14 protein-coding genes are annotated in these 14,010 nt (G+C 66.9%); 3 read left to right on the forward strand and 11 right to left on the reverse strand.

What is annotated here, in order from left to right; genetic code table 11:
• Positions 1-30: 30 nt before the first annotated feature.
• The 5 genes from AC5RWX_RS16580 to AC5RWX_RS16600 form a co-directional block, all read right to left on the reverse strand.
• Complete coding sequence (locus tag AC5RWX_RS16580) at positions 31-1,239, reverse strand: hypothetical protein (RefSeq protein ID WP_493956541.1); 1,209 nt, start codon at positions 1,237-1,239, stop codon at positions 31-33.
• 236 nt (positions 1,240-1,475) lie between these two features.
• A complete protein-coding gene (locus AC5RWX_RS16585) occupies positions 1,476-2,645 on the reverse strand; it encodes an NAD(P)/FAD-dependent oxidoreductase (protein ID WP_493939552.1) in 1,170 nt (389 codons plus the stop codon).
• Between the two features lie 103 nt (positions 2,646-2,748).
• Positions 2,749-3,435 (reverse strand): histidine phosphatase family protein, encoded by a 687-nt coding sequence (locus tag AC5RWX_RS16590; protein ID WP_493939551.1) that lies wholly within the window; start codon positions 3,433-3,435, stop codon positions 2,749-2,751.
• Between the two features lie 7 nt (positions 3,436-3,442).
• Positions 3,443-4,312 carry a zinc metalloprotease HtpX gene (htpX, locus tag AC5RWX_RS16595; RefSeq protein ID WP_493939550.1) on the reverse strand — a complete coding sequence of 290 codons (870 nt, stop codon included), beginning with the start codon at positions 4,310-4,312 and terminating at the stop codon, positions 3,443-3,445.
• 133 nt (positions 4,313-4,445) lie between these two features.
• Entirely contained in the window at positions 4,446-5,726 is a 1,281-nt protein-coding gene (locus tag AC5RWX_RS16600) for an MFS transporter (RefSeq protein WP_493939549.1), read from the reverse strand.
• A 196-nt stretch (positions 5,727-5,922) separates the two neighbouring features.
• On the opposite strand from AC5RWX_RS16600, the gene AC5RWX_RS16605 reads away from it, so the two are divergent.
• Together AC5RWX_RS16605 and AC5RWX_RS16610 are read left to right on the forward strand one after the other, a co-directional pair.
• A complete protein-coding gene (locus AC5RWX_RS16605) occupies positions 5,923-6,384 on the forward strand; it encodes a Fur family transcriptional regulator (protein WP_493939548.1) in 462 nt (153 codons plus the stop codon).
• Positions 6,385-7,884 carry a catalase gene (locus tag AC5RWX_RS16610; RefSeq protein WP_493939547.1) on the forward strand — a complete coding sequence of 500 codons (1,500 nt, stop codon included), beginning with the start codon at positions 6,385-6,387 and terminating at the stop codon, positions 7,882-7,884.
• 83 nt (positions 7,885-7,967) lie between these two features.
• Here the strand turns inward: AC5RWX_RS16610 and AC5RWX_RS16615 are convergent, their stop codons facing one another.
• Positions 7,968-8,345 (reverse strand): ankyrin repeat domain-containing protein, encoded by a 378-nt coding sequence (locus tag AC5RWX_RS16615; RefSeq protein WP_493939582.1) that lies wholly within the window; start codon positions 8,343-8,345, stop codon positions 7,968-7,970.
• A gap of 90 nt (positions 8,346-8,435) precedes the next feature.
• Positions 8,436-9,038 (reverse strand): TetR/AcrR family transcriptional regulator, encoded by a 603-nt coding sequence (locus AC5RWX_RS16620; protein ID WP_493939546.1) that lies wholly within the window; start codon positions 9,036-9,038, stop codon positions 8,436-8,438.
• 198 nt (positions 9,039-9,236) lie between these two features.
• Between AC5RWX_RS16620 and AC5RWX_RS16625 the strand changes: the two genes are divergently transcribed.
• On the forward strand, positions 9,237-9,551 hold the full coding sequence (locus AC5RWX_RS16625) for a hypothetical protein (protein WP_494097616.1): 315 nt from the start codon (positions 9,237-9,239) through the stop codon (positions 9,549-9,551).
• Between the two features lie 60 nt (positions 9,552-9,611).
• On the opposite strand, the gene AC5RWX_RS16630 is transcribed toward AC5RWX_RS16625, so the two are convergent.
• The 4 genes from AC5RWX_RS16630 to AC5RWX_RS16645 form a co-directional block, all read right to left on the reverse strand.
• Positions 9,612-11,039, reverse strand: a complete 1,428-nt coding sequence (locus AC5RWX_RS16630) for an FAD-dependent oxidoreductase (RefSeq protein ID WP_493939545.1) — start codon at positions 11,037-11,039, stop codon at positions 9,612-9,614.
• 180 nt (positions 11,040-11,219) lie between these two features.
• Positions 11,220-12,293, reverse strand: coding sequence for a hypothetical protein (locus AC5RWX_RS16635; RefSeq protein WP_494097617.1), 1,074 nt, complete (start codon positions 12,291-12,293; stop codon positions 11,220-11,222).
• Between the two features lies 1 nt (position 12,294).
• On the reverse strand, positions 12,295-13,440 hold the full coding sequence (locus AC5RWX_RS16640; RefSeq protein WP_493939543.1) for an SseB family protein: 1,146 nt from the start codon (positions 13,438-13,440) through the stop codon (positions 12,295-12,297).
• Positions 13,441-13,476: 36 nt separating this feature from the next.
• The gene (locus tag AC5RWX_RS16645; protein WP_493939542.1) at positions 13,477-14,004 is read right to left on the reverse strand and encodes a hypothetical protein; all 528 of its coding nucleotides are present in this window, start codon (positions 14,002-14,004) and stop codon (positions 13,477-13,479) included.
• Positions 14,005-14,010 lie beyond the last annotated feature (6 nt).

Below are 14,010 nucleotides of genomic sequence, written 5' to 3' on the forward strand. Positions count from 1 at the left end.
GCGGCAGCGGTCGGCGAAACCGGTCCGAAGCTACGCTGCGCAGCGGTTGTCCCGCTGCTCTGCGTTGGAAGGGTTGTTGTAGCAGGTTTTGCCGGTGCTGCGGACATCGGTCGTCACGATCGGCGCCCCCGGGGCCGCGGTCTCGACGACAAGCGGTTCGATGTCCTCACGGGTCACGGTGACAACCGGCTCTGCGGGCACGGTCGCCGTCGTAACCTCCTGCCTCGTTTCCCCTTCGGTGACCGTCACCACGGGGGCGATCGGCGCGCACTCGGGCTCCGATTCCTCGTCGCCCGGCCGGGTTCCGGTGGTCACGATCGGCGTGCCGGGAATCACCGCTTCCGTCACCACCGGAGTCCCTGGTTCCGTTGACTGCTTTACGTCAGGCGTGCCGGTGGGGGTGGGGACGTCGGTGCCACGCGGGAAGTTGAAAATGGTGGTCGTCTTCGTGGTCGTCCGCGTTGTCGGCTGTGTCGTCGTCGCCGTGCGCTCCGTCTGCTGCGTCGTCGCGGTGGCGATCACCGTCTGGTAGGTCGTGGTGGTGCACATTTCACGCTGCTGGGTGCTGGTGAAGACCTCGGTGAACGGCGTCGTCGTGGTAATCAGCGTCTCCCGCGGCTGGGTCGTCGTGGTGACCCGTTCCTGCGGGGTGGTCGTCGTGGTGACGATCGTTGTGGGCGTCGTCGTGGTGGTCAGGACGGCCCTTTCGCATCTCTCCACGGGCTTCGCCGCCCGCTCGTTGTTCACCCTGCGGCAGTTGGTGGTCGCGGGCGTCTCGGTGCTCGTCGGCGTGCCCCGCTCCGTCCGGGTTGTCGACGTCGGCGTGCCCGGAACAACGACGTCCTCGCTGACGGCCTCGCCGGCATCGCGCTCTTCCTCGGTCACGACCGGGGTGCCGGCTCGCTCGGTCCTCACGACGGTCGCGTCGCCGGCATTGCGCTCCTCGGTTGTCACCGTGGGATCCGGCTGCCGGGATGGAAGCGACGTGTCTACCGTGACAGGATCGCCCACGGGCCGGTCCGGGCTGAACGTGGTTGTCGGAGTGCCTGACGGAACATCCGGACCTACGACGACGGTGACGACGGTGCAAGTTTGATTATTGCCGTTGCCGCTGAGCGTTCCGCCCAGCGCTGTACAGGCGGCCTGCCGTTCGGCGGGACCAGCTAGTGCCGGACCGGCTGATGCCAATGCGACGACGAGCCCCAACGTCGTCGCGGCCGCCAATGACGAAAAACGCATGATGAACTCTTTCCCCCAAATGAACCCCGCGTGGCGCGGATCCGGTGACACTAACAGGCGGACTAAACGGCGGGCAACGAAATCGCGGCAGATCCGAAGGGTTCGAGTAGTGGGCCGGATGTATCTAGGTATGTGCCCGCCGAAAGGCGAGTATTACCCCACAGACACAGGTAATCGAGGCTGCAAAACCGAGTACTGGGTCCTTCCTCGGAATTCCGTTCGGACGATGCTGCGTTTTACTGTGCCGCGGCCGTGCGCGGGCCTCGGGGCCAGCTGTACGATCCGCTGCGCCGCCGTTCTCCCCTGATCCACGACAGCGTCATGCGGCACACCTGTTCCTTGACCACGGCGCCGGTCCGTTTGCTCAGGGCAAGACGGCGCGGGGTGTCGTCCGCCCGCACGGGTTGGACCAGCCCGGACTTCCGGCCCAGACTGATGCAGCGCAGCAGGAAGCCGGCGGACAACTCCTGGGGGCGCTGCTGTCGGATCCGGGCAATAACGTTGTCGGCGGCGTGAGCACCCATCGGCATGGCCATCGCACAGCTCATCCGCAGGTGCGAAGCAACCGTGTCCGGCGCGTGGACAGCGTCGCCGGCGCCGAAAATCTCCGGGAAGTCGGGGCAGGCCAGGGTTGAGTCAACAAGCAGCCGGCCGTCGGCATCCGTGGCCAGCCCACTCGCTCGGGCGAGACCTGGAGCGGTGAAACCGGCAGCCCAGATGGTGCAGTCGGAGTCCAAGCACGTGCCGTCCGAGAGTGTGATCTGCTGCCCGTCCGACCGGTCCACCCGGTGCCCTTCCCTGACCTGAACCCCAAGGCCCCGGAGTTGGGCGAGCAAGGCGCGGCGGCCGCCGTCGGACAGGTCCGCCCCAACCTGCCCGCGCGAGACCAGTCGCACCGTCAACCGCGGATGCGCCTCGGCAATTTCGGCAGCCGCCTCGATGCCGGTCAGGCCGCCGCCAATCACGCTGACGACGGCGCCTGGCGCCAACTGCTCCAAGGCCTGCCGCAGGCGGCTGGCTGACTGGGCATCGTGCAGCGCGTAGCCCCCGGACCCCGCAGGAGCGGACTGGCTGGCGCTGCCGGGGGCATAGACCAAGAAGTCATATTCCAGTGGGGCGCGGCCGTCGTCGAAGTGGATGTGGTGTGCGTGCGGATCGATCCGTGCGGCCTGGCCGACCACCAGCGTGGCCAGCGGGTGCAGCACCGTTTCGATCGGAACCGAGGCCGACTCCCGGCTGCCAGCCGCCACCTGGTGCAGCCGGATCCGTTCGACGAAGTCCGTGAAGGGGTTGATGACGGTCACGCCGAACTTGCCTGTAAGTTCCTTGCTGCCGGCCAGCCGGTTCGCGGCCATGACTCCGGCGTAGCCTGCTCCAATTACGACGATCCGTTGATGTGTAGTCACCGCGAGCTCCCTCAAGTTTTGTGGTTACCAAACATAGGACACCGCGCAGGGCTTGATTGTGACACGTGAGAGGAACAGGCGGCAGGCGTTGGCGAGGCTGCTATCAGTCCTGCGAATCGGTGGGAATGCGGTCCGGGTTGACCGCATCGGCGGTGGGACCGTCGGCGAGCGGGGCGGCCAGTGCGGGTCCGCCCACGGCCTGGCCCATCCAGGTCAGCGCCTCCCAGCCGCCCGGTCCCTCGTCGAGGACCACCACTCCGGTGTTGCTCAACTGGTTCTGGGCGACGAACGGGACCGTCAAGTTTGACGCCCGCGCGCCGGCCCAGCTGCGGATCATGGCGCCGTGGCTGACCACGGCCAGGGTGCCGACGCCGGAGGCCCGGGCTTCGTCGATGACCGCGTCGAAGCGGCCGAACGATTCGTGTCCGTCCGGGCCGCCGGGCATCCGCCGGTCCAGGTCTCCCGATGCCCACGCAAAGACGGTGGTCATGTACGCAATCACGGCATCGCGGTCGCCGCGCATTTCCAGCTCGCCCGCGGAGATTTCGCGCAGCCCGTCGTGAACGTCGGTCTCAAGCTTCCGGGCGGCGGCCAGCGGAGACGCCGTCAGCTGTGTGCGCACCAAAGTGGAGACCAAAAGCGCGTCGATCGGCTCGCCGTCGAGCGCTGTCGGTAGCGCACGGGCCTGCTCCTCGCCCAGCTCCGTCAGCTCCGCCCCCGGTGCCCCGGTATCCAACAGCCCGCGGACATTGGAGGGAGTTTGGCCGTGCCGGATCAGCAGCAGTCGCATGCCGGCCTCAGTAGCCCAGCGGCCGTCCGGCCATCCGTTCCAGCCGCGCCACGCGGTCGTCCATCGGCGGGTGGGTGCTGAACATCTTCTTGACGCCGCCGCCCTTGAACGGGTTGGCAATCATCAGGTGGCTGGTGTTGACCAGCTTCTGGTCCTGCGGCAGCGGCGCCTGCTGCGTGCCGTACTGCAGCTTGCGCAGCGCCGAGGCCAGCGCCAGCGGATCGTCGGTCAGCGTGGCCCCGTCTTCGTCCGCGTCGTACTCGCGGGTGCGGCTGACAGCCATTTGGATCAGCATGGCCGCGATCGGCGCCAGCAGGGACATGGCGATCAGCGCCAGCGGGTTGGCATTGCGGTCGCGGCCGCCGAAGAACAGCAGGAACTGGGCGACCGAGGTGATGACACCGGCCACGGCGGCGGCAACGGAGGACGTCAGGATGTCCCGGTTGTAGACATGCATCAGTTCATGGCCCAGCACTCCGCGCAGTTCGCGCTCATCCAGCAGGCGCAGGATGCCCTCGGTGCAGCAGACCGCCGAGTTCTTCGGGTTGCGCCCGGTGGCGAAGGCGTTCGGCGCCATGGTCGGGGAAACATACAGCCGAGGCATCGGCTGGTTGGCCCGCGTGGATAGTTCGCGGACGATTCGGTACATTCCGGGCTGGTCGGCTTCGGTGACCGGATAGGCCTGCATGCTGCGGATGGCCAGCTTGTCGCTGTTCCAGTAGCTATAGGCGGTGGTGCCCACACCGATCAGGGCCATGATCCAGATCCAGTTGGCACTGCCGGTCCCGCTGGCCAACAGCGCGCCAATTGCCAGCAGCAGGGCGAAGAGCCCGCCCAGCAATCCTGCCGTTTTCAGTCCGTTGAAGTGGTTGTGCACAGCGTGTAAGTCCTCTCGCGCCGATGCGGCCCTCTGCCGCTGCCGGCGCAGCATGTCCGGTTTCAGTGTATCTACCGGACACTTATTTCAACGCCGGAATCCGGGGCCAAGTTCCGCAGCGGACCGGCACCAGCTACGGCTCTGGGTGCCTATCGTCATAGCGGGCGAACCTGGGCTGCAACCGGTGCAGCAGCCCGACCATGCATACGCAGGCGATGCCGCCGGCGAGGGCGGCGAACCCCTCGCCCAGCCATTGGCCGCCTCCGCCGGCGACGGCATCGCCCAGCCTCGGGCCGCCGGCCACCACCACAATGAAGATGCCCTGCAGCCGCCCGCGCATGGCATCGGGCGTCGCCGATTGCAGGATGGTGTTCCGGAAGACGCCACTGACCGTGTCCGCGCCACCGGCTACGGCAAGGCAAAGGGCCGCCGGCAACAGCCACTCACTCACGTCGCCGGCGGCCGCGGCGTCGGAACGGCCTGCCATCACGACGACGGCGCCGAACCCGGCGACGGAAATCCCCCAGACCACCACGCACCACAGCACCGCCAGCCCCTGCCGCCGGACGCCTCCCAGCGGGCCGGAGAACACCGCCGCCACAAAGGAACCGGCTGCCACCGCAGCCAGCAGGATGCCTGCCGTGGCCTCGCCGCCGCCGATGATCACCGCTCCGATGGCCGGCATCAGCGCACGCGGCTGGGCCAGGACCATCGCGGCCATGTCCACCAGAAACGTCATCCTGATGTTCGGACGGGTGCGCAGGAACTGCAGGCCCTCCACCACCGATTGCAGGCCGGCCTTGCGCACCTCACCCTCGGGTGGGATCGGCGGCAGCTTGACCACCGCCCAGATGGCCGCCGTGAACGTCAGGACGTCCAAGGTGTAGGTCCAGCCGAAGCCCACGTTGGCCACCAGCAGACCCGCAGCCAGCGGCCCGATGGTCATGCCCAGCCCGAACGTCATCATGGTCAGGGCATTAGCCGCCGGCAGCATCTCGCGCCGCACCAGCCGCGGCACAATCGCGTTGCGCGCCGGTTGGTTGATCCCGGCGGCGGCCGAGTGCACCGCGATCACCAGATAGAGCAACCACACCTGTTCCAGCTGGAACCATGCCTGCAGGGCAAACACCGCGGTGCAGCCCCACAGCACCAGACCAGAATAGAGTGCTACTTTTCGGCGGTCGTGGGCGTCCACCACTGAGCCGCCGTAGAGCCCGGCGAGCACCAGCGGAATCAATCCGACGACGCCGACCGCGCCCACTGCCCAGGTCGAGCCGGTGAGCTGATAGACCTCCAGGCTCACTGCCACAGCCGTCAACTGCGCACCGATGGCAGAGAGCGACGTGCCGACCCACAACCTGCGGAAATCCAGGCTCTCCTTCAGCGGCGCCGTATCGGCCAACAATTTGGGCATGGCGGCGATTCTAGTTGCCCGCAGCACCTTTCTCGGACTGATACGGCGAAACGGTGAAACGTGGCGCCCCGGACGCGGTCGGTGGCAAAGCCAAGCACCGCCGTCGTGGTTGATGACAGCAGCCGTTCACCGACTATTCTGGACTCGTTCCAAACATTTTCTGGACTGAGTCCAGAAAAGCTGACAGAATGGCTGCATGGTCGATATGAGGGAACCCGAGGACATGTTGCGCGAGGCTTCGCTGCGCGTCACCCGTCCGCGGACCGCGGTGCTGGAAGCAGTCCGCGCGCACCCGCATGCCGACGCCGATTCCATCACCGGCATGGTGCGGGACGAGCTGGGCGGGGTTTCGAAACAGGCCGTGTACGACGTGCTTGCCGCGTTGACCGACGCCCGACTGCTGCGCCGGATCGAGCCGTCAGGCTCCCCGGCGCGGTACGAGGCCAGGGTTGGCGACAACCACCACCACGTGGTGTGCCGGCGGTGCGGCGATATTGCCGACATCGACTGCACTGTGGGCGAGGCGCCGTGCCTAGCGGTGGGCGATGACCACGGTTTCGCGATTGATGAAGCCGAGGTCACGTTCTGGGGCGTCTGTCCCGCCTGCACGGCCACGAAAGACCTTCAATTGGAAGATCCGACAAGGAGCGATAACTAAATGGCTGATAACACCAAGCCGTTGACAACCGTTGCGGGCGCGCCCGTAGTGGACAACCAGGACAGCCTGACCGCTGGTCCGCGCGGCCCGATGCTGCTGCAGGACGTCTGGTTCCTGGAAAAGATGGCGCACTTCGACCGCGAGGTCATCCCCGAGCGCCGCATGCATGCCAAGGGCTCCGGTGCGTTCGGTACCTTCACGGTGACCAACGACATCACCAAGTACACCAAGGCGAAGATCTTCTCCGAGGTCGGCAAGAAGACCGAACTGTTCGCCCGCTTCTCAACCGTTGCCGGCGAGCGCGGCGCAGCCGACGCCGAGCGCGACATCCGCGGCTTCTCGGTGAAGTTCTACACCGAAGAGGGCAACTGGGACCTGGTGGGCAACAACACCCCGGTCTTCTTCTTCCGCGACCCGCTGAAGTTCCCGGACCTCAACCACGCCGTGAAGCGTGACCCGCGCACCAACCTGCGCAGCGCCGAGAACAACTGGGACTTCTGGACCAACCTGCCGGAGGCCCTGCACCAGGTCACCATCGTCATGTCCGACCGCGGCATCCCGGCGTCCTACCGCCACATGCACGGCTTCGGCTCGCACACCTACAGCTTCATCAACGACGCCGGCGAGCGTTACTGGGTGAAGTTCCACCACCGCACCCAGCAGGGCATCAAGAACCTCACCGATGCCGAGGCCGCCGCCCTGGTCGGCGAGGACCGCGAGTCGCACCAGCGCGACCTGCTCGAGTCCATCGACAAGGGTGATTTCCCGAAGTGGAAGCTGATGGTCCAGATCATGCCTGAGGCAGACGCGGAGACCTACAAGTACCACCCGTTCGACCTGACCAAGGTCTGGTCCAAGAAGGACTACCCGCTGATCGAGGTTGGCGAGTGGGAGCTGAACCGCAACCCGGAGAACTACTTCGCCGACGTTGAGCAGGCTGCCTTCACCCCGGCCAACGTGGTTCCGGGCATCAGCTTCTCCCCCGACCGCATGCTGCAGGGCCGCCTGTTCTCCTACGGCGACGCACAGCGTTACCGTCTGGGTGTCAACCACCACCAGATCCCGGTGAACTACCCGCGTGGTGCCGGTCTGGTCAACTCCTTCCACCGTGACGGTGCCATGCGCGTTGACGGCAACCAGGGTGCCACCCCGGGCATCGAGCCGAACGGCTACGGCCGCTGGCAGGAACAGCCGGCCTACCGTGACCCGGCCCAGGCCATTGGCGCAGTCGCCGACCGGTTCAACTTCCGCGAGGACGACGACAACTACTACGAGCAGCCCGGCATCCTCTTCCGCGAGAAGATGACCGCCGAGCAGCGGCAGGTGCTGTTCGAGAACACCGCCCGCGCGATCGACGGCGCTTCCCAGGCGACCATCGAACGCCACATCGCCAACTGCACCAAGGCCGACCCGGCCTACGGCGAAGGCGTGCGCAAGGCCATCGAGGCCCTGCAGGCCGGCAAGATCTCCCCGGTCGATGTGAACACCGACTCGGCGTAATTGCCCCCGCCTGACGGCATGAAACTGCCCGGGACCAGCCCTTGCGGCCGGTCCCGGGCAGTTTTTTCGTTCTCGTGGGTGGGCTAGTTGTCCAGCAGGTGCTCGCGGCCGAACATTCTGGCTGCATCGCGCGCGGACGGCGTCCCGGCGTCCACGTCCGCGCCGGCCGCCAGCAACTGGGCCACCACCGCGTCCTCGCCCTTGAAAAGGGCGCCGGCTATCGGGGACTGGTCGCGGACGTTGCGGATGTCCGGATTGGCGCCCCGGCCCAGCAGCATGCCCACAGTCTCTTCCTGCCCGTGGTAGGCAGCCAGCATCAGCAGCGTGTTGCGGTCCGGATCCAGCGCATCCACGGGCAATCCGTGGTCGAGGAACTCAGCCAGCTCGCTGGTTTTGCCCTCACGGGCCAAATCCATGGCGATGCCGACAATCCGTTGGGTCTGTTCTTCACTGAGCGGCATTTCGTTGGTCACTCCCCCAGAGTAGTTGCTCCCTCCCCCAGACGGTGCGAGCCAATGCCGAATGACGACGCCGGAGCCCGACTAGGAAAATTATCGGGGAGCCGCCTCCAGGAAACGCCCCAGCAACAGGTGGAAGGCCGTGGTCGACACGTCGGCTTGATCAGCCTGCTCAGCGACGACCACCTGCCCGAACCACAAGCCGCACAGTCCGGCGGCGAAGAGTGCTCCTTCAGCTGCCGCTTCTTCCGCTGAGGCCCCGCGGGCGCTGAGCCAACCGGCAGCGGCGTCACGCCAGCGGGCATGCCCCGGCAACCGGACCGCCGTTCCCGGCGGCGCGCTCTGATGAGTAGCGGCTTGCTGGATGGCCGCCTCAAACCCCAACCGCTGAAGCACGCGGTATTGCGCCTCCTGCGAACGTTCCCAGATCTGCAGCAGCAGCGCTCGCACCTCCAGGGCGTCCAAGCCGGCCAGCTGCTCCGGCGACGGCGGCGCCAGCTGGACCTCCACGCGGTGGACAATCTCCTTGAGCAGCTGTTCGCGGTGTCCGAAGTGGTAGACCAGCATGTAGCTGCTGATGCCCAGGGCCTCGGCCAGCGGGCGGAAGGACAGGTCGGCCAGGTTCTTGTCCTGCAGGTAGACCAGGATGTCTTCGAGCAGCTGCGGCTTGCGCTGCGGATTCTGCGGCCTGGCCATGCGGTGCGCTTCCTCCTGCTGCTCGGAACCATTGCCGGTACGACGCCGGCCTGTTGCGCTCCCCGGGAGCGGTCGGCTATCCGGCCGGGTTTCAGCTTAGCTGCTGGGGCCCTCAGGCTCTGGTCCGGGCGGATGACAGTCTCTTCTGCGACTTGCCGGAACGCCTCACGCTTTAATGGCCAGCGGCTCCCATACTGGGTGGAAGGGCCGACCTCGGGGGAATCGGACCGGCCGGCCGCCGGCAGTGAAGCGAGCAAGGAAGCGGGCAACAAAGCGATGGTGGCTCCAGTACAAACCCTGCTGCAGCGGTGCAGAGGGCGCTTCCGGGCCTTGCTCCACCGCCCGGCACCCAAACAACGCGGGCTGGATATATTGCCCCCGGATCCGAATCAAACACTGCTCAACAACTTGCGTTCCACCTACCCCGGAGCGAACCTCAGCACGCCTTGCCACGACAAGGTACTGGTGGAACTACCCGGCGGCGATGTGCTGCGCTTCTACGTCAAACGCTAGGGAAATCCGCCACGGGCGCGGAAAGGGCCGCCGGTTTCCCGACGGCCCTCGCCTTTCGCGTCAGTGCTGCGAAATCCTGATCATGTCTTCGCGCGGAACCACCTTGACCCGCTCGCGCTCGACGGCGGGAGCGCCGTCGTCGTTGCTTTCCGCGACGAAGGAGGCGCCGAGCTCCCGCTCGTGGGCGTCCAGCTTCAGCCAGCCTTCCCAGGTGGTGTAGGCGACGCCGCGCTCTTCGAGCAGCTTGATGATGGCGTCCTCGTCCGGCTCGTCGGCAGCCGGCAGGTCCAGCCGGTCCTCCAGCAGGAACCCGATGGTCTCCAGCGCGTCGCCCTTGGTGTGGCCGATCAGGCCGACGGGGCCGCGCTTGATCCAGCCGGTGGCGTAGATGCCGGGGACTGGGTTTCCGCCCTCGTCGATCACCCGCCCGCCTTCGTTGGGGATCACGCCGCGGCGGGCATCGTAGCCGACCTCGGGCAGCTCAGAGCCGAAGTAACCGATGGCCCGGTAGACCGCTTGGACCGGGTATTCGACAATTTCGCCGGTGCCGCGGACATTGCCGGTGCCGTCCAGTTCGTTGCGCTCGAACTTGATCGCGGCAACGTGGCCGGCGCCGTCCCCGGTGCCCTCCACGATCTCCAGCGGGGTGTGCAGGAAGTGCAGGTGCAGCCGGCGCGAGGCACCGGTGTCCTGTTCCTCCACCAGCCAGTTGGTGAGCGTGTTGACCATGGTCTTGGTCTGGTTGTTGGTGCGGATGGCCTCGTCGGAGCCCTCGTCGAAGTCGAAGTCCTCCGGGTAGAGCACAATGTCCACGTCGCGGGAATGCGAGAGTTCGCGCAGTTCCAGCGGGGTGAATTTGACCTGCGCCGGGCCGCGCCTGCCGAAGATGTGCACGTCGGTGACCGGCGAGCCTTTCAGGCCGCGGTAGACGTTGTCCGGGATCTCGGTGCTGAGCAGATCGTCGGCGTGCTTGGAGAGAATGCGGGCCACATCCAGCGCAACGTTGCCGTTGCCGATGACCGCGATCTCCTTGGCCTCCAGCGGCCACTCCCGCGGCACATCCGGGTGGCCGTCGTACCAGGAGACGAAGTCCGCAGCGCCGTAGGAGCCTTCAAGCTCAACCCCCGGGATGTCCAAGGCCGCGTCCTTGATGGCCCCGGTGGCAAAGATGACGGCGTCGTAGAAGTGCCGGAAGTCGCTCAGGGTCAGGTCCTGGCCGTAGTCGACGTTGCCTAGGAAACGGATGTCGCCGCGGTCCAGCACCTTGTGCAGCGCGTTGACGATGCCCTTGATCCGCGGGTGGTCAGGCGCCACGCCGTAGCGGATCAGGCCGTAGGGTGCTGGGTAGCGGTCGAAGAGGTCGATGCTGACCTCGAAGTCCCGCTCAGCCTTGGTGAGGATGTCAGCGGCGTAGACGCCGGCTGGTCCGGCGCCGATGATAGCCACCCTGAGGGGACGCTGGGTGATGGCCTCGGCAGAGTTAGACACGGGCAGTCCTTCTTCGTATGGAATCCTCCTGCGCAATAAGCGCACAGTTTCCTATTCTAAATGCCCGCCGGTTACCCTCCTAACAGTGTGCCGCGTATCTCACTGGCGCCCGGGCGCCGGCGGTGCGTCGCCGGGCCAGGGACCGGTGCGGCTCCTCAGGCTTGCCGCATCATCCGGCCCTCAGCCGGCGGCTCCCAGCCGGTCCGGGCCGAACAGCGGCGAGCCGTCGTCCGACTCGATCGACGCCAGCAGCTCCTCGATGGGCGCCCCGGAGTAATAGGTCAGGTGGCGCGCCCCGGTGCCGGTCGGGAAGAAGGCCCGGAACTCCCCTCGCTCGCTGGTGCCGGTGAGGGTAACCGGGTAGGCCTGGTCGGGGTCCTCGACCCGGCAACCGTATCGGTCGGTGTAGGGCAGGAAACCGTCCCCGGCGTCAGCTGCCTCCAGGAACCGGTTGGCCCGGCCGCTTAGGAACAAGAGGGACCGCGTAAGTATGTCCGGGTCCTCGGTGCGCACGTAGGACCTTTTCCGGTCCGCGTTGTCGTGCGGCATTTCAAAGTCCAGGATGTACCCGTCGGCGGTCGCGCTGACGGTCGTGCGCTCTCCGGCCGCGTTCATGATCGCCCACTGATCGTCACGGATCAGCGGTTCGGCTATGGCGGCGTACTGTGCGGCCTTATCCATCCGTTCGGGCGGCAGTTCCGCCAGCCGGCCCGGCAGCCCTTGGAGAACGTGGCCCGGCCTGCCCGGCCCGAACAGCGGGGCACCGTCCGCCGCGACGAGTGACGCCACGAGGGACTCCAGCGGAAGCGCAGCATACCGGGTGAAGATCCGCGCGTCGCGTGCCACCGGAAAGCCGGCGGTGACGGTGCCGCCGGGTCCCGTACGTTCGAGCACGGCGGGCGACTTGTGCGGCTTGGTGCGAAGCGTCCAGCCGCCGGCGTCATCCATCCCCTGGTCGGAGGGAGCCAGAAAGCGCAGGCCGCCGCGTTTGCGCTGCCAGAACGCGGCCCGGAACAACAGGCAGCGCAGCAGGGCCTCCGGGTCCGTGGTGCGGACGTATTCCGGCTTCCCGGGCCAGTAAGGCGCGATGATGTCCCGAAAGACGAAGCCGTCGGCCTCGGCAGCGATGGACATCCGGACGCCGTAGTTGTTCCGGACGGTCCAGGCGCCGTCCTCCAGGGAACTGCGGCCCCCGAACCACTCTGCAGCTGTCGTCAGCAGGGCTTCGTCCAGCTGCCCCAGGTGGGCGGCCATGTCAGAAGTCCGAGGCGCGGAGCAGCGCTTCCGGGCCGGCGGGGTCCACCACCATCGACAGTTCGGGCCTCTGGCGCAGCATGTCGATGGCCCAGGTTGCCGGCACTTCCCTGAACCGCGCCGCCGGCCGGAAAGCGGCAACTTCCGGCCCGGAGGAGAATACGGGAAGAATCGGCCCGCCGTCCTGGCCCTTGAGCAGGATCGGGCCTCCGTCGGAGCCACCCTCGTCCGGACGGTCAACCGCCAGAACGACGGCGCCGGGCCGCTTAAGCTGTTCGGCGACGGCGTCGGTGCCGCCTTGGCTTGCCACGGCCCGCTTAAGGGCGACATTGGCCAGGCTCCCGGCCGCGAAGCTGATTTCCGGACGACCGAGGGCGCAGGCGGGGCCGGCGGGATTGATGTAGAGGTAGGCAATGTCCCGGTGGCCGTCGACGAACTTCAACAGTTCCTCGCCGGGCTGGACCCAGGACACCGGCGCTCCCGGCCGGCCCGTGGAGGCCCGGAATTCGGCCAGCTTCTCCTGCGAGGTGAAGGCGAGCACGGACGGCGAACCGTGGACTTCGACGACGCTGATGCCCGGGCGCCCGGGATTATCTGTGGCATCGAGCAACACTTCGCTGCCGATCAGGTGGCGCAACACATTGACGGCCGCCGCCTTCCCCGGATTCTCGCTGAATCTCGCCACGGCGTCGGCGACCAAGCGGTTGTCCAGCCCGCGCCGGCCGGCCTGTTCCTGTCCGGCTGCTGATGCGGGCCCCTGGTCGGCCGGTTCTCCCAGACCGAAATCGGGCGCGGGCTGGTCGAAATTGAAGTAGGTGTCCAGGGAGTATTTCGGCTCCGGCCAGTCCCGTGCGGAGAGGTTCACGGCTGCCGAGCGCCAGGATACTCCGTTCTCCCCCGCGCTGAGGCTGCGCAGTTCGACGGCGGCGTCGAAGGGCGCGGTGCCGGGCTGCAGGGCGCCGGCATTGGCCGCTGCCATGCCGCCGCGGTCTTGAGTGATGCGCATGAGCATAGCGTCGGCGGATGGTTTCAGCTCCAGCACCATCCGGTCCCAGCCGGGCTCGGAATTGACGGCCTGCAGCATCCAGCCGGCGAGTATCTCGGCCAACTGCTGTTGGCGGAGCAGCACAGGCGTCTGTTCGGACATGGGATGGGTTCCTTCTTCCGGGAGGGTGCGGGGGAGCTACTGGGCGGGGTCCTGGAAGGGAGCCCGTTCACTGCCAAGCACCAGCTCTTCGGTTGCCGGGTCCAGATACGGCACGTCCAAACCGTTGCTTTCAAGGATGTCGCGCATCCAGCCGGGAACCCGTTCCTGTTCGCGCGGAAACAGGGCCAGCTCGGCCTGGACCGCAGCGGGAGGTACCGGCATCTGGAGGGCGCCCGGGGCAGGTTCCAACGGCTCCGTGTCGAACCGTTCGAACCGCGGCTCTTCGTCAGGGACCAGGGTCAGCCGGGCGGCGAACCACGTGCCCTTGCCTTTGGTGTAGCTGGCGGCTTTGTCCGACTTCAACGCCCTGCGGTCCAGCGGCGCGGCGTCGGAGAAGTCAATGCTGACCCATTCGCCTTCAGCCGTTAGTGCCATCTCCGTCCAGGAGACGGTTGCACCGTAGATCTCGAACTCCAGCCGGATCTCCTGATAGGTCCGGAACCGCGAAGAGGCCGCGGTTGCCATGGCCGACAAAAACTCTTCGGAGAGCAGCTGTGATGTCACGGGGAG

The sequence above is a fragment of the Arthrobacter sp. SPT-J7 genome (genome assembly GCF_059089965.1).